Genomic DNA, 15,530 nt, shown 5'->3' on the forward strand with positions numbered 1-15,530 from the left:
CGATGACGACGAAAACTCAGCCACAGGCCACGGACCGCGGCGGCGACGTCCGCCTCTCCGGCATCAGCAAGACCTACGGGTCCTTCACCGCCGTGCACCCGCTCGACCTGACCGTCCCACAGGGCTCCTTCTTCGCCCTGCTCGGCGCCTCCGGCTGCGGCAAGACCACCACCCTGCGCATGATCGCGGGGCTGGAGGAGCCCAGCGGCGGCACCGTGCACCTCGGCGACCAGGACGTGACCGCGCTCCCGCCGTACAAGCGGCCGGTCAACACGGTCTTCCAGTCCTACGCCCTCTTTCCGCACCTCGACATCTTCGAGAACGTCGCCTTCGGCCTGCGCCGGCGCGGCATCAAGTCGGTGAAGAAGCAGGTCGAGGAGATGCTGGACCTGGTCCAGCTCGGCGAGCAGGCGCGCAAGAAGCCGCACCAGCTCTCCGGCGGCCAGCAGCAGCGCGTCGCGGTCGCCCGCGCCCTGATCAACCACCCCAAGGTGCTGCTCCTCGACGAACCGCTCGGCGCCCTCGACCTCAAGCTGCGCCGCCAGATGCAGCTGGAGCTCAAGCGCATCCAGACCGAGGTCGGCATCACCTTCGTGCACGTCACGCACGACCAGGAGGAGGCCATGACCATGGCCGACCAGGTCGCCGTGATGAACGGGGGCCGCGTCGAGCAACTGGGCGCCCCCGCCGACCTGTACGAGAACCCGCAGACCACGTTCGTCGCCAACTTCCTGGGCACCTCCAACCTGATCCAGGCCGAGGTCGACACCCGCAGCGGCGACGACATCGTGGTGCGGGCGGCCGGCGACAAGCTGCTCCTGCCCGGCTCCCGCTGTGCCGTGCCCGCGCAGGCGGGCGGCAAGGTGCTGGTGGGTGTACGCCCGGAGAAGGTCGGCCTCACCCACGCGGACGAGGCCGGCTCCATACCCGAGGGCCGCAACCGCATCACCGGCAAGATCAGCAATAGCAGTTTCATCGGCGTCTCCACCCAGTACGTCGTGGACTGCGCGGCCTGCCCCGACTTCGAGGTGTACGCCCAGAACATCGACCGCGACGCCCGCCTCGTGCCCGGCGCCGACGTCGTCCTGCACTGGAACCCGGCGCACACCTTCGGGCTGGACGCCTCCCAGGACATCGACGCGGGCGTCGCCGAGGGGGAGGCCGCCTGATGTCCACCCTCACCGAGGCGCCACCGCCGCTCACCCCGCCCGCGCCCGAGCCGAAGAAGCCCCCGCGCAAGAGGGGCCGCTGGACGCCGTACTGGCTGCTGCTGCCCGGCATCCTGTGGCTGGTCGTCTTCTTCGCGGCGCCGATGATCTACCAGGCCTCCACGTCCGTGCAGACGGGCTCGCTGGAGGAGGGCTACAAGGTCACCTGGCACTTCGTGACCTACTGGGACGCGCTGTCCGAGTACTGGCCGCAGTTCCTGCGCTCGGTCGCCTACGCCGCCTCCGCCACCGTGCTGTGCCTGCTGCTCGGCTACCCGCTCGCGTACCTGATCGCCTTCCGCGCGGGCCGCTGGCGGAACCTGATCATGATCCTGGTGATCGCGCCCTTCTTCACCAGCTTCCTGATCCGCACCCTCGCCTGGAAGACGATCCTCGCGGACGGCGGACCGGTCGTCGGCGCCCTGAACACGCTGCACGTCCTGGACGTCACCAGCTGGCTCGGCTGGACGTCCGGCGACCGCGTGCTGGCCACGCCGCTCGCGGTGGTCTGCGGTCTGACGTACAACTTCCTCCCCTTCATGATCCTTCCGCTGTACACCTCCCTGGAGCGCATCGACGGGCGGCTGCACGAGGCGGCGCGCGACCTGTACGCGAAGCCCTCCACCGTCTTCCGCAAGGTCACCTTCCCGCTGTCGATGCCCGGCGTCGTCTCCGGCACGCTGCTGACCTTCATCCCGGCGACCGGCGACTACGTCAACGCCTCCCTGCTCGGCTCGGCCGACACCGGAATGATCGGCAACGTCATCCAGTCGCAGTTCCTCAGAGTGCTGGACTATCCGACGGCGGCGGCACTCTCCTTCATCCTGATGGCCGCGATTCTCGCCATGGTCACCCTCTACATTCGGAAGTCCGGGACGGAGGATTTGGTTTAAATGGCCTTCGTCAACTGGTTCAAGCGCAATCTGGTCGTCATCGCCGGACTGCTGACGCTCGCTTATCTGCTGCTGCCCAATGTCATTGTCACGGTGTTCTCGTTCAACAAACCGAACGGGCGCTTCAACTACGAATGGCAGCAGTTCTCCACGGACGCCTGGAAGGACCCCTGCGGTGTCGCCGGGCTGTGCGGTTCCCTGTCGCTCAGCCTCCAGATCGCCCTCTGGGCGACGCTCGGCGCCACGGCGCTGGGCACCGCGATCGCCTTCGCGCTGGTCCGCTACCGCTTCCGCGCGCGGGGTGCGATCAACTCGCTGATCTTCCTGCCGATGGCGATGCCCGAGGTCGTGATGGCCGCCTCGCTGCTCACCCTGTTCCTCAACATGGGCGCCCAGCTGGGCTTCTGGACGATCCTGATCGCCCACATCATGTTCTGCCTCAGCTTCGTGGTGACGGCCGTCAAGGCGCGCGTGATGTCGATGGACCCGAAGCTGGAGCAGGCGGCGCAGGACCTGTACGCCGGCCCCTTCCAGACCTTCGTCCGGGTCACGCTGCCCATCGCGGCCCCCGGCATCGCGGCCGGCGCGCTGCTCGCCTTCGCGCTCTCCTTCGACGATTTCATCATCACCAATTTCAACGCGGGCTCCACCGTCACCTTCCCCATGTTCGTCTGGGGATCGGCGCAGCGCGGAACGCCCGTTCAGATCAATGTCGTCGGTACGGCCATGTTCGTCATCGCCGTACTGTTCGTCCTGGCCTCCATGGCCGTCGGCAACCGCCGAAATCGCCGCAAGGCGTAGCGACTGAGTAATGCATTCGTAGGGAGTTGAAATCATGGCCCCGAGCGCCATGAGCCGCAGCAACGACTGGACGAAATCCCTTTCCGACGCCCAGCCGGTCCCGTACTGGCTGGACGACCCCGGCCGGCCCCGTCCGCAGCCCGCCCTCACCGGCGCCGAGACCTGCGACCTGCTGGTCGTCGGCGGCGGCTACAGCGGGCTGTGGACCGCGCTGATCGCCAAGGAGCGCGACCCGGGCCGGGACGTGGTGCTGCTGGAGGGCCGCGAGGTGGGCTGGGCCGCCTCCGGCCGCAACGGCGGGTTCTGCGCCGCCTCCCTCACCCACGGCCTGTCCAACGGCCTGAGCCGCTGGCCGGGCGAGATCCACAAGCTGGAGGAGCTGGGCGCCCGCAACCTCGACGCGATCGAGACGGCGGTCGCCCGCCACTCCCTGGACTGCGAGTTCGAGCGCACCGGCGAGATCGACGTGGCCACCGAGCCGTACCAGGCCGCCGAGCTGAAGGACTGGTACGAGGAGATCCGCGCCAAGGGACTCGCGGACGGCGTCGAGTACCTGGACGGTGACGCGGTCCGGGAACAGGTCGGCTCCCCGACCTTCCGGGCGGGCCTGTGGGACCGCAAGGGCGTGGCCATGCTCAACCCGGCCAAGCTCGCCTGGAACCTCAAGCGGGCCTGCCTCGACCTCGGGGTGCGCGTCTACGAGAACACCCCGGCGCTCACCCTGAAGCCGTACGGCGCCGGCATGGCCGTCCGCACCCCGTACGGCGGGGTCCGCGCCCGCACGGTCGCGCTCGGCACCAACATCTTCCCGAACCTGGTCAAGCGGGTGCGCTCGTACACCGTCCCGGTCTACGACTACGCCCTGATGACCGAGCCGCTCACCGACGGGCAGCTGGCCTCGATCGGCTGGCAGAACCGGCAGGGGCTCGGGGACAGCGCCAACCAGTTCCACTACTTCCGGCTCTCCGCCGACAACCGGATCCTGTGGGGCGGCTACGACGCGATCTACCCGTACGGCGGCCGGGTGCGCGCCGAGTACGACGACCGCCCGGAGACCTACGCCAAGCTCGCGGGGCACTTCTTCACTTGCTTCCCGCAGCTGGAGGGCGTCCGCTTCACGCACGCCTGGGGCGGCGCGATCGACACCTGCTCCCGCTTCTCGGCGTTCTTCGGCACCGCCCATCAGGGCAAGGTCGCCTACGCCGCCGGGTACACGGGCCTCGGCGTGGGCGCGACCCGGTTCGGTGCCGAGGTGATGCTCGACCTGCTGTCGGGGGAGCGCACCGAGCGCACCGAACTGGAGATGGTCCGCAGGAAGCCGCTGCCGTTCCCGCCCGAGCCGTTCGCCTGGACGGGCATCGCCCTCACCAAGTGGTCGCTGGCCCGCGCGGACGCGCAGGGCGGCAAGCGCAACCTGTGGCTGCGGACCATGGACAAGCTGGGGCTGGGCTTCGACAGCTAGCCGGGCCCGTGTGACCCGCTTCACCCGAACGAGGCGCGGCGACTCGCGTAATGCCCGCCGGTGACCTCCCTCTCCCTCGTGACGCACCCCGCGTCCAATGAGCGAGAGGGAGGTCTTCACATGCCTGGTGCGAAGACGGCGGTCGCGTGGCTGGCATCCGTCGCACCGGATCCCGAGTCCTGCCGGCGGGAGTGGGAGCGCGACCCCCTGGGCGTCGCGCTGCTGCCCGCGGGCCGGGCCTGGGACGTGCTCATCCTGCCGAGCAGGCTCGGCTGTCCGACCCTCGACGTGCTCTCCCGCGTCCTGGACCGGCCGGGCCCGGTGCTCGTCGACTTCGGCGACGCGCGGACGGGCTTCTTCGTGCCGGCCGGGACGGCGACCCGCTGGGTGGGCACCGGGGTCCGGACGGCCGGGCTCGGCACCTGGATCGTGGTGCCGCACCCGGGGGGAGCGTCGTCCGGCGGAGTCCGCTGGCTGATCCCGCCGGACGGCTCCGGCACCCTCACCGACCCCGCGCTGCTGGAACTGGCGATGCACGAGGCGGCGGCGGCGCTCGCGGGGGAGGAGGGAGGGATATGAGCAGCGCAAGGGGTTGACAAGAGAATTGGTCTGGACCAAGTTGGGCGCGCTCCACCCTCCCCATCTCCCCCATGTCCGGAGGCACTTGTGGAACGCTCCAGACCGCTCGCCCGCCGCCCCCTCGTCACCCTGCTCACCGCCGCGGCACTCGCCGCGTCCGGTCTGACCGCGCTCACGTCGGCCGCCCGTGCGGCCGACGCGGACCTCGCCCGCAACGGCGGCTTCGAGTCCGCCCTGGACGGCTGGACCTGCACGGCGGGCGCGGTCGTCAGCGCGCCCGTGCGCAGCGGCACGGCGGCCCTCAAGGCCACCCCGGCCGGCGCCGACAACGCCCGCTGCGCGCAGACGGTGACCGTGCGGCCCGACTCCCAGTACACGCTCTCCGGCTACGTCCGCGGCACCTACGTCTACCTCGGCGCGAGCGGCACCGGCACCACCGACGTCTCCACCTGGGCCCAGTCCGCCCCCGACTGGCAGCGCCTGACGACCACCTTCCGCACCGGCCCGTCCACCACCCGCGTCACGGTCTACACCCACGGCTGGTACGGCACCGGCGCCTACCACGCCGACGACATCTCGCTCACCGGCCCGGGCGGCGAGGTGGGCCGGCCCCCGGCGGTCCCCGGCGGCCTGACGGCCGGTTCCGTCACGCCGACCGGCGTCGCGCTGTCCTGGTCACCCGTCCCCGGCGCCACGGGCTACGCCGTCTACCGCGACGGCACCCGCGTCCGCACGGTCACCGGAACCTCCACCACCGTCACCGGCCTGACCCCCTCGACGGCGTACGCCTTCCAGGTCACCGCCGTCAACGACGCCGGTGAGTCGGCGCGTTCGGCGACGGTCACCGCCACCACCGCCGAGCGCCCGGACGGCGGCGGGTCCGGCGATCTCCCGGCCCACGCCCTGGTCGGCTACCTCCACGCCAGCTTCGCCAACGGGTCCGGGTACACGCGGATGGCCGACGTGCCCGACAGCTGGGACGTCATCGACCTGGCCTTCGGCGAACCCACCTCGGTCACCTCCGGCGACATCCGCTTCGACCGCTGCCCGGTCACCGAATGCCCGAACGTGGAGAGCGACGCCGAGTTCAAGGCCGCGATCAAGGCCAAGCAGGCGGCTGGCAAGAAGGTCCTGATCTCCATCGGCGGCCAGAACGGCCAGGTCCAGCTGACCACCACCGCCGCCCGCGACAAGTTCGTCTCGTCCGTCTCCGCGATCATCGACACGTACGGCCTCGACGGCCTCGACATCGACTTCGAGGGCCACTCGCTGTCGCTGAACGCCGACGACACGGACTTCAAGAACCCGAAGACCCCCGTCATCGTCAACCTGATCTCGGCCCTGAAGACCCTCAAGGCCAAGTACGGCGACGACTTCGTGCTGACCATGGCCCCCGAGACCTTCTTCGTCCAGCTCGGCTACCAGTACTACGGGACGGGCAAGTGGGGCGGGCAGGACCCGCGGGCCGGCGCCTACCTCCCCGTCATCCACGCCCTGCGCGACGACCTGACCCTGCTGCACGTCCAGGACTACAACTCGGGCCCGATCATGGGCCTCGACAACCAGTACCACTCCATGGGCGGCGCCGACTTCCACATCGCGATGACCGACATGCTCCTCACCGGCTTCCCGGTCGCCGGCGATGCGGACAACGTCTTCCCGCCGCTGCGCCCCGACCAGGTCGCGATCGGCATGCCGGCCTCCGTCAACGCGGGCAACGGACACGTCTCCCCGGCCGAGGTGAACAAGGCCCTGAACTGCCTGACCAAGAAGACCGACTGCGGCTCCTACGCGACCCACGGCACCTGGCCGGAGCTGCGCGGCCTGATGACGTGGTCGATCAACTGGGACCGGTTCGGGAACTGGGAGTTCATGAAGAACTTCGACGCCTACTTCGGCTGACCGCCACCGGGGTGGGCTGGGCCACCCGCCCCACCCCGGCCACCCGCCACACCCCGGCCACCCGCCACACCCCGGCCAGCAGCACCGCCCCCAGGCACCAGCTGGCCACCACGTCCAGCGGCCAGTGGTAGCCCCGGCGCACCAGCCCGTAGGAGGCGCCGAGGACGAGGAGCGCGCAGAGCACGACCAGTGCACGGCGTACGGCCGGCGAACGCAGCGCGCCGAACAGCAGCAGCGCCGCCGCGCCGTACGCGACGACCGCCGTGGCGGTGTGGCCGGAGGGGTAGTAGCCGACGGCCGGCGGCACCGCCGGGGTGCCGGGGCGGTCGGTCCACGCCTTCAGCGGGGCCACCAGCGCCGGCACCAGCACCATCGCCAGGGCACCCGCCAGCGGCGGCAGCCACCACCGGTCCACACCCCGCGCCCGCCCGTGCCACGCGACGTACGCCAGCGCGACGGCGAGGACGGGCACGGCGACCTGCACGTTGCCGAGGTCGGCCAGCAGCTCGGAGAGGCGGTCCGGGTGGACGAGCGCCCGGCTCAGCCGCTCGTCCACGCCGACCAGCGGGCCGTCGGCGACGACCTGCCAGGTGATCAGCGCGAAGAGGAGGACGGGGAGCCCGAGCAGCAGCATGGCGCACAGCTTGGCAAACACACCGAAGGGCCGGCACAAGGGGGGGAGTGTGCCGGCCCTTCGGTGAACCGCCGTCCCGGGTGCCGAGGCGGCCGTCCTGACCGGAACGCCGCGCGCCCCGGGGGGTTTGGGGCGGGCGACCGTCCGATCGGTGAGGAGACCCGGAACCCACGGGTTCCGGTTGTGTGCGCGAGGCACGGACCAGGTCGAAGCTGGGGAAGCCGCGGCCTGAGATCCGCCCACAGTCCCCTGTGGGCGGGGTGTATCTCTCATCTGCGTAGAACCTACGGCAGGGGGTGCGCTCAGGACAGGGGCATCGGCGTCCTGCCATCCACCCCGCACACCTTCTTCACACGCTCTGCCGCTCCCCACGCCAGGCGTGCGAAACGCAGCTCAGATGCGCGTTCGGGCGCTCGCGCACCTGCCCGTCCTACAGGCCCGCGAAGCCCTGCTCGATGATGTCGAGGCCCTCGTTCAGCAGGTCCTCGCCGATCACCAGCGGCGGCAGGAAACGCAGCACGTTGCCGTAGGTGCCACAGGTGAGGACCAGCAGGCCCTCGGCGTGGCAGGCCTTGGCGAGCGCGGCGGTCGCCTCCGGGTTCGGCTCCTTGGTGGCGCGGTCCTTGACCAGCTCGACGGCGATCATCGCGCCGCGGCCCCGGACGTCGCCGATGATGTCGAACTTCTCGGCCATGGCGGTGAGGCGGGACTTCATGACCGCCTCGATGTGCTTCGCCCTGGCGTTGAGGTCCAGCTCCTTCATCGTCTCGATGGCACCGAGCGCGCCGGCGCAGGCCACCGGGTTGCCGCCGTAGGTGCCGCCGAGGCCGCCGGAGTGCGCGGCGTCCATGATCTCGGCGCGGCCGGTGACCGCGGCCAGCGGCAGGCCGCCGGCGATGCCCTTCGCGGTCGTGATCAGGTCCGGGACGATGCCCTCGTCCTCGCAGGCGAACCACTGGCCGGTGCGGCAGAAGCCGGACTGGATCTCGTCGGCGACGAAGACGATGCCGTTGTCCTCGGCGAACTGGCTGACGGCGGGCAGGAAGCCCTTGGCCGGCTCGATGAAGCCGCCCTCGCCGAGCACCGGCTCGATGATGATCGCGGCCACGTTCTCCGCGCCGACCTGCTTGCTGATCTGGTCGATCGCCTGGGCGGCGGCCTCCGGACCGGCGTTCTCCGGGCCGGTCGGCCAGCGGTAGCCGTAGGCGACCGGGACGCGGTACACCTCGGGCGCGAAGGGACCGAAGCCGTGCTTGTACGGCATGTTCTTCGCGGTCAGCGCCATCGTCAGGTTGGTCCGGCCGTGGTAGCCGTGGTCGAAGACGACGACCGCCTGCCGCTTCGTGTACGCACGGGCGATCTTGACGGCGTTCTCGACGGCCTCGGCGCCGCTGTTGAACAGCGCCGACTTCTTGGCGTGGTCGCCCGGCGTCAGCTCGGCCAGCGCCTCGGCGACGGCGACGTAGCCCTCGTAGGGCGTCACCATGAAACAGGTGTGGGTGAAGTCGGCGAGCTGCGCGGACGCCTTGCGTACGACGGCCTCGGCGGAGGCGCCGACCGAGGTCACGGCGATGCCGGAACCGAAGTCGATCAGGCGGTTGCCGTCGACGTCCTCGATGATGCCGCCGCCGGCGCGCGCGGTGAAGACGGGCAGGACGGAGCCCACACCCTGCGCGACCACGGCCGTGCGCCGGGCCTGCAGCTCCTGCGACTTCGGGCCGGGGATGGCGGTGACGACGCGGCGCTCCTGCGGAAGTGCGGTCATGAGGGCTCCTGGGGTCTTGCGGGATCTTGCGGACTCTTGCCTTCTTTTCTCGCAGGCTAGGACCGGTGGGGTGGGGTGGGCATGCTCCATGTGGGCGTTGTCCGTGGTGTCGGTTGTCCGTCCTGGACAGGTGTCGGACACCTGACGGGTACGGCGACATCGGGACACGTCGGGGCGGGCCCGGCCGCGTAAGCGGTGAACTCCCGTTGGGAGGGCGTTAGATTGGCTCGCTGATGGTGGACGGAGCGGCTGGTCAGGGGGCAAGGGCGATGGACAGCGACGGGAACCGGGACGCGCGGGGTACGCATGCGAATCCTGTGCCGCGTCCGGCGGCGCCTCCCCAGGTACCCGCGGAGGCGCCCGGAGTGCCGCCGCGGCCCACCCGGGCACCCGGGACGCCGGGCGTGCCGCCACTGCCCGACGGGTCCGCGTTCCTGTCCTGGCTGCGCACCCCGCGACCGGAGACGCTGCCCGGCGTGTGGCGGTTCGGACACCGGCCGCGCCCGGCGGAGGAGCCCGAGCGGGTGCCGGGGCGGCAGCTGGTGAGCGGGGCGGTGATCGCCTTCCTGGTGGGCTGGCTGATCTGGTCCCTGCTGTGGAACGGCTACCTGGGCGGCTGGTGGCTGCTGCCCCTGTACGCGATGATCCCGGACTCCTGGGCCGAGCCGCACAGCTTCGGCTCGGTCGTGGCCGTCTACGCCTACTACGCCCTGATCGCCGGCATCATCATGGTCGGCGTCGGCCGGCTCGGCCGCTGGGACGAGATCTGGCGGCGCTACGGCCCGCCCGCCTGGCGCCCCGCCACCCAGGCCGCCGGACCCCCGCCCGCCCCCGAGGAGGACCCCGCCGCCTGGCCCGCGCTCCGCGCCGCCGGTGCCGTCGAGGCCGCCGAGCGGCTCGCCACCGAAGCGCGCCAGGGGCTGATGCGGGACGTCGACCACGCCCGCATCGCGCGGGCCTGGCAGGGCGTGCAGCGCGGCCGGCACAGCCTGGCCACCTTCACGGGCGCCGTGCTCGGCGCGGGCGCCGGCGCCTGCCCGCACCCCTCGGGCGACCGCGACCTGCCCGCCCGGCGGGCCCGGCACGACCTCGTCACCGGACAGGTGCGGATCGGCACCGCCGCCGACGACGCCCGCAACCCCTACGCCTACCGCGGCGCCGGCCTCGCCCTCGGCCCCGACCTGCTCGGCACCTCCCTGCTGGCCGTCGGCCCGGCGGGCTCCGGCAAGACCGGCAGCGTGGTCCGGCCGCTCACCGAGTCGCTGTGCCTGCACGCCCTCGCCGGGCGCGCCGCGGTCGTCGTGGTCGGCGCCGCGGGCGCGGACCTCGGCCCCGCCGACGCCTACGACGTCGTCGTACGGATCGGCCACCCGGACTCGGTGTACGACCTCGACCTGTACGGCGGCACCACCGACCCGGACGAGGCTGCGGTCGTGCTCGCCGAAGCCCTGGTCGGCGACCTGGCCGACCCGCATCCGGGCAGCGACACCCGCCGCTCCACCACCGTCCTCGCCCAGCTGCTCGGCCCCTTCCGCGCGGTGCACGGCCGCTTCCCCGGCGTACCGGAGCTGCGGCAACTGCTCGACGGGACACCCGGACCGCTGGCCGAACTGCGGCAGGGCCTGCGGGCGGCCGGGCAGGAGTCCCTGCTGCGCGAGCTGGACGCGCGCGAGCGGCAGATGGGCCACCCCGGGGACGCCGGCGGTGTGCTGGCCGACCGCGTGGCGCTCCTCGACCGGCCGGCCTTCGCGCCCTTCTTCGACACTTCGGGGCAGTCCCGGCCCTTCTCCCTCAAGTCCCTCGACCACCCGGTGCGGGTCCGCATCGACCTGCCGGAACGCGGTCACGCCGACGCCTCCCGGATGCTGGCCCGGCTGGTCCTCGCCCAGTTCACGGCCAGCGTCTCGGTACGGGAGGACCGGTCGCTCTTCGCCTGCCTGGTGCTGGACGACGCGAGCGGGGTGGTGACGCCGGAGGCGGTGCGGGGCGTGCAGCGGCTGCGCTCGGCGGGCGCCGGGACCGTGCTCACCCTGCGCACCCTGGACGACGTACCGCGACCGCTGCGCGGGCCGCTGCTCGGGGCCATCGGCTGCCGCATGGCACTGTCGGGGCTCACCCCCTGGGACGGGCAGGACTTCGCCGAGGTGTGGGGCAAGGAGTGGACCGAGGCCCGCGACGTCACCGACCGGCAGATCATCGCCGAGACCCCGGCGGGCAAGGCCGCGCACATGCTGCGCCGGGTGATCACCGGGAAGGCGCCCACCGCGCGGGCGGTCACCGTCCGGCAGGTCGAGCGTGAGCGCTGGTCGGCGTCCGAGCTGGCGCACGCCGTGCCGGCCGGGCACGCGGTGCTGTCGCTGACCACCGTCAAGGGCGAGCACGCGCCGCCGCTGCTGGTGGATCTGCGCGGGTGACCGTCCGGGCCGGGCGCCCGGGGACCGTACAGTGAGGCAGAATCGACACAGGTCGTTCATACGCGACGGCCAAAAGATCACAGCCACCTCACACCACTGACACGGATCCGAAGGCCCAGGACCCCATGCGCCCCACGCTCGCCTCGCTCGTCCACCACTCGGCGCTCAAACTGACCGTGCGCGCGGGCGAGGACCGTCTGGACACCCCGGTGCGCTGGGCCCACGTCAGCGAACTCGCCGACCCCGTGCCCTACATGGAGGGCGGGGAGCTGCTGCTGATCACCGCCCTCAAGCTGGACGCCGAGGACCCCGCGGTGATGCACCGGTACGTGAAGCGGCTGGCGGACGCCGGAGTGGTCGGCCTCGGATTCGCCGTCGGCGTCAACTACGACGAGATCCCCGGGGCACTGGTCGACGCGGCCCGGCAGGAGGGCCTGCCGCTCCTGGAGGTGCCCCGCCGCACGCCCTTCCTCGCCATCAGCAAGGCCGTGTCCGCCGCGATCGCCGCCGACCAGTACCGGGCGGTCACCGCGGGCTTCGCCGCCCAGCGGGAGCTGACCAGGCGGGCGCTGACCGACGGCCCGGAGGGACTGCTGGCCGCGCTCGCCTCCCAGGTCGACGGGTGGGCGGCGCTGTACGACGCGTCGGGCGCCGTCGTCGCCACGGCTCCGGAGTGGGCCGGACGCAGGGCAGGACGGCTCACCGCCGACGTACGGCGGCTGCGCGAGCGGCCCGCGCCCGCCTCCGCCGTGGTCGGCGGGGCCGAGGACCCCGAGCACCCCGAGAACGCCGACCGGGTCGAACTGCACTCCCTCGGCACCTCCCGCAGGCCCCGCTCCGCCCTCGCCGTCGGCACCGCCGCCGCCCTCGGCACCGCCGAGCGGTACGCCGTGCACTCGGCCGTCGCCCTGCTGACGCTCACCACGGAACGCTCGCGCTCCCTGTACGAGGCCGGACTGCGCATCGACGAGGCCGTGCTGCGCATGCTGCTGGCCGGCGAACCCGACCACGCGCGGACGGTCGCCGGGGACCTGTACGGCGGCCTGCTGGACGCGCCCTTCCGGATCATCGTCGCCGAGTCGGCGCCGGCGTCCGCCGCGCGGGCACACGGGCGCGGGCCCGCCGCGGCCACCGGCGGCGACCGGCTGGGCACGCTCGCCGAGGTCGTGGAGTCCGCGGCGGCCCGCGCCGGGGAGGCGGTGCTGGCCGTCCCCGAGGGCGAGCGGCTGGTGGTGCTCGCCACGGACGGGGGCGCGGCCGTCGCCGCCTGCGTCGAGTACGCGTCGGCGCTGGAGACCGGCCGCCCGGCGCCCGACCCGGCGGGCGGCGACGAGGACGGCCTGACCGTCGGCCTGTCGGCGCCGTCCGGGCCCATCGCCGCGTCCGCCGCCTACAAGCAGGCCGAGCAGGCGCTGTCGGTGGCCCGGCGGCGCGGACGCGTCTGCGTGGAGCACGAACACCTGGCGGCCGGATCGGTGCTGCCGCTGCTCGCGGACGACGCGGTGCGCGCCTTCGCCGACGGCCTGCTCCGCGCGCTGCGCGACCACGACGCGACCGGCCGGGGCGACCTGGTGGCGTCCCTGCGCGCGTGGCTCTCCCGCCACGGCCAGTGGGACGCGGCCGCGGCCGACCTCGGCGTCCACCGCCACACGCTGCGCTACCGGATGCGGCGCGTGGAGGAGATCCTCGGCCGGTCCCTGGACGACCCGGACGTGCGGATGGAGCTGTGGCTGGCCCTGAAGACGACGTCGGCCGAGTAAGCCCGTCCGGCGTTCGAGGCCCCACCTGGCCGCCACGTCGAACCACTCACCCCCACCACTACACTCCGGACAAACGCCGCCCACCGCCCCCCGCCCTACCGTGGACCCCGCACCCCCGTACACCCCGTACACACCCCCAACGCGGAAGGGCCCGGACGCCACATGACTTCCACCCACGCCTTCTGGCTCGCCGGCCGCCAGGCCACCGGCGAGGCCGCCTTCGACGTCACGTCCCCCTGGGACGGCAGCCTGGTCGGCGCGGTGAGCCTGCCGACCGATGCCCAGGTCGAGGAGGCCGTGGCCGCCGCGTACGCCGTACGGGACGAGTTCGCCGCCACCCCCGCCCACGTCCGCGCCGCCGCGCTGGACCACGTCAGCCGACGGCTGGCCGAGCGCACCGAGGAGATCGCCCGCCTGATCTCCGCCGAGAACGGCAAGCCGGTCAAGTGGGCCCGCGGCGAGGTCGGCCGCGCGGTCTCCGTCTTCCGCTTCGCGGCCGAGGAGGCCCGCCGCTTCAACGGCGGCGAGGCCCAGCGCCTCGACACCGACGCGGGCGGTCAGGGGCGGCTCGCGCTGACCCGCCGCTTCCCGAAGGGCGTCGTCCTGGGCATCGCGCCGTTCAACTTCCCGCTGAACCTGTGCGCCCACAAGATCGCCCCCGCGATCGCGGCCGGCGCGCCGATCATCCTGAAGCCCGCCCCGGCCACCCCCCTCTCCGGCCTGATCCTCGGTGAGCTGCTGGCCGAGACCGAGCTGCCGGCCGGTTCCTGGAGCATCCTCCCGGTGCCCAACGACAAGATGCCCGCCCTCGTCCAGGACGAGCGGCTGCCGGTCATCTCCTTCACCGGCTCCGAGACCGTCGGCTACGCGATCATGGACTCGGTGCCGCGCAAGCACTGCACCCTGGAGCTGGGCGGCAACGGCGCGGCCGTGGTCCTCGCCGACTGGGCGCGCGACGCCGACCTGGACCGGGCCGCGCAGCGCATCGCGACCTTCTCCAACTACCAGGGCGGCCAGTCCTGCATCTCGGTGCAGCGTGTGATCGCCGACGCCGCCGTCTACGACCGCCTGCTGCCGCGCGTCGTCGCCGCCGTCGAGGCCCAGGTGACCGGCGACCCGAACGACGACGCGACGGACGTCGGCCCGCTGGTCAGCGAGGCCGCCGCCGAGCGCGTCGAGGCCTGGGTGCGGGAGGCCGTCGACGCCGGCGCCACGTTGCACACCGGCGGCAAGCGGGACGGCGCCACGTACGCGCCGACCGTGCTCACCGGCCTGCCGGCCGACGTCACCCTCGCCCGCGAGGAGGTCTTCGGCCCGGTGCTCAGCGTGCAGAAGGTCGACGGCGAGGCCGAGGCGTTCGCCGCGGTCAACGACTCCAAGTACGGCCTCCAGGCGGGCGTGTTCACCCACGACCTGCAGACCGCCTTCCGCGCCCACCGCGCCCTGGAGGTCGGCGGCGTCGTCATCGGCGACGTCCCCTCCTACCGGGCCGACCAGATGCCGTACGGCGGCGCCAAGCAGTCCGGCGTGGGCCGCGAGGGCGTCCGGTTCGCGATGGACGACTACACCTACGAGCGCGTGCTGGTCCTGACGGACCTCGCTCTCTGAGGCACCCCGGGAAGACCGGCGGCCCGAACCCACTGTGCGGGGGTTCGGGCCGCCGGTGCGTGTGGGCCCCGGCCTATCCGGCGTCGAGCTGGTGGTCGGCCCACACGTAGGTCTCGGGCAGCAACTCGGCGACGGGGACGGCCCGCAGACGGTCGCCGCCGCCGACGATCACCCTGAGCGCGGGGAAGTAGTCGAGCAGCACCTGGCGGCACCGCCCGCACGGCGGGACGACGCCCCGCTCCCGGTCGCCCACGGCGACGATCGTGTCCAGCTCGTAGGCGCCCTGGGCCGCCGCAGCACCGACGACGACCAGCTCGGCGCAGGGGCCGCCGGTGAAGTGGTAGGCGTTGACCGCGGTGACGATCCGCCCGTCCCGGGCGCGGGCGGCCGCGGCCATCGTGTGGTTGTCGCCCCGGCACCGGGTGCGGGCCACCTCCGCCGCGGCCGCCACGAGTTCGTGGTCGACGGGCTGGGTCTGCGCGCTCATCCTCTTCGCCCTCCTCG

The 15,530-nt window shown here is 72.7% G+C and carries 12 protein-coding genes; 9 read left to right on the plus strand and 3 right to left on the minus strand.

Annotated features, from left to right (window positions below; translation table 11 throughout):
* The first annotated feature begins 2 nt into the window (after positions 1 to 2).
* From ACFC1X_RS27975 to ACFC1X_RS28000, 6 genes are all read left to right on the plus strand, one after another.
* Positions 3 to 1,169, plus strand: coding sequence for an ABC transporter ATP-binding protein (locus tag ACFC1X_RS27975; RefSeq protein WP_376358345.1), 1,167 nt, complete (start codon positions 3 to 5; stop codon positions 1,167 to 1,169).
* Complete coding sequence (locus ACFC1X_RS27980) at positions 1,169 to 2,101, plus strand: ABC transporter permease (protein WP_376358348.1); 933 nt, start codon at positions 1,169 to 1,171, stop codon at positions 2,099 to 2,101. Before ACFC1X_RS27975 ends, ACFC1X_RS27980 begins: the two co-directional genes overlap by 1 nt.
* On the plus strand, positions 2,102 to 2,902 hold the full coding sequence (locus tag ACFC1X_RS27985) for an ABC transporter permease (RefSeq protein ID WP_234960135.1): 801 nt from the start codon (positions 2,102 to 2,104) through the stop codon (positions 2,900 to 2,902).
* Between the two features lie 34 nt (positions 2,903 to 2,936).
* On the plus strand, positions 2,937 to 4,364 hold the full coding sequence (locus tag ACFC1X_RS27990) for an NAD(P)/FAD-dependent oxidoreductase (RefSeq protein ID WP_376358351.1): 1,428 nt from the start codon (positions 2,937 to 2,939) through the stop codon (positions 4,362 to 4,364).
* Positions 4,365 to 4,484: 120 nt separating this feature from the next.
* A complete protein-coding gene (locus ACFC1X_RS27995) occupies positions 4,485 to 4,943 on the plus strand; it encodes a hypothetical protein (protein ID WP_376358354.1) in 459 nt (152 codons plus the stop codon).
* An 87-nt stretch (positions 4,944 to 5,030) separates the two neighbouring features.
* Positions 5,031 to 6,845 carry a chitinase gene (locus ACFC1X_RS28000; protein ID WP_376358357.1) on the plus strand — a complete coding sequence of 605 codons (1,815 nt, stop codon included), beginning with the start codon at positions 5,031 to 5,033 and terminating at the stop codon, positions 6,843 to 6,845.
* Here the strand turns inward: ACFC1X_RS28000 and ACFC1X_RS28005 are convergent.
* Together ACFC1X_RS28005 and gabT are read right to left on the minus strand one after the other, a co-directional pair.
* Positions 6,814 to 7,479: a phosphatase PAP2 family protein gene (locus ACFC1X_RS28005; protein ID WP_376358511.1), complete on the minus strand. Its 666-nt coding sequence runs from the start codon at positions 7,477 to 7,479 to the stop codon at positions 6,814 to 6,816. The two genes, ACFC1X_RS28000 and ACFC1X_RS28005, sit on opposite strands and share 32 nt — an antisense overlap.
* 430 nt (positions 7,480 to 7,909) lie before the next feature.
* Positions 7,910 to 9,244 carry a 4-aminobutyrate--2-oxoglutarate transaminase gene (gene gabT / locus ACFC1X_RS28010; RefSeq protein ID WP_122615130.1) on the minus strand — a complete coding sequence of 445 codons (1,335 nt, stop codon included), beginning with the start codon at positions 9,242 to 9,244 and terminating at the stop codon, positions 7,910 to 7,912.
* Positions 9,245 to 9,513: 269 nt separating this feature from the next.
* Here gabT and ACFC1X_RS28015 point away from each other — a divergent pair, with 269 nt between their 5' ends.
* The 3 genes from ACFC1X_RS28015 to ACFC1X_RS28025 all read left to right on the plus strand — a co-directional run bounded on the left by ACFC1X_RS28015 (position 9,514) and on the right by ACFC1X_RS28025 (position 15,026).
* Positions 9,514 to 11,658 carry an ATP-binding protein gene (locus ACFC1X_RS28015; protein WP_376358360.1) on the plus strand — a complete coding sequence of 715 codons (2,145 nt, stop codon included), beginning with the start codon at positions 9,514 to 9,516 and terminating at the stop codon, positions 11,656 to 11,658.
* A gap of 125 nt (positions 11,659 to 11,783) precedes the next feature.
* Complete coding sequence (locus tag ACFC1X_RS28020) at positions 11,784 to 13,418, plus strand: PucR family transcriptional regulator (RefSeq protein WP_376358363.1); 1,635 nt, start codon at positions 11,784 to 11,786, stop codon at positions 13,416 to 13,418.
* Positions 13,419 to 13,580: 162 nt separating this feature from the next.
* Complete coding sequence (locus ACFC1X_RS28025) at positions 13,581 to 15,026, plus strand: aldehyde dehydrogenase family protein (protein WP_376358366.1); 1,446 nt, start codon at positions 13,581 to 13,583, stop codon at positions 15,024 to 15,026.
* 73 nt (positions 15,027 to 15,099) lie between these two features.
* Here the strand turns inward: ACFC1X_RS28025 and ACFC1X_RS28030 are convergent, their stop codons facing one another.
* Positions 15,100 to 15,513 (minus strand): cytidine deaminase, encoded by a 414-nt coding sequence (locus tag ACFC1X_RS28030; protein WP_376358369.1) that lies wholly within the window; start codon positions 15,511 to 15,513, stop codon positions 15,100 to 15,102.
* Positions 15,514 to 15,530: the final 17 nt, after the last annotated feature.

Origin of the sequence: Streptomyces sp. NPDC056128, from assembly GCF_042263835.1 — a bacterium.
Classification (GTDB): Bacteria; Actinomycetota; Actinomycetes; order Streptomycetales; family Streptomycetaceae; genus Streptomyces.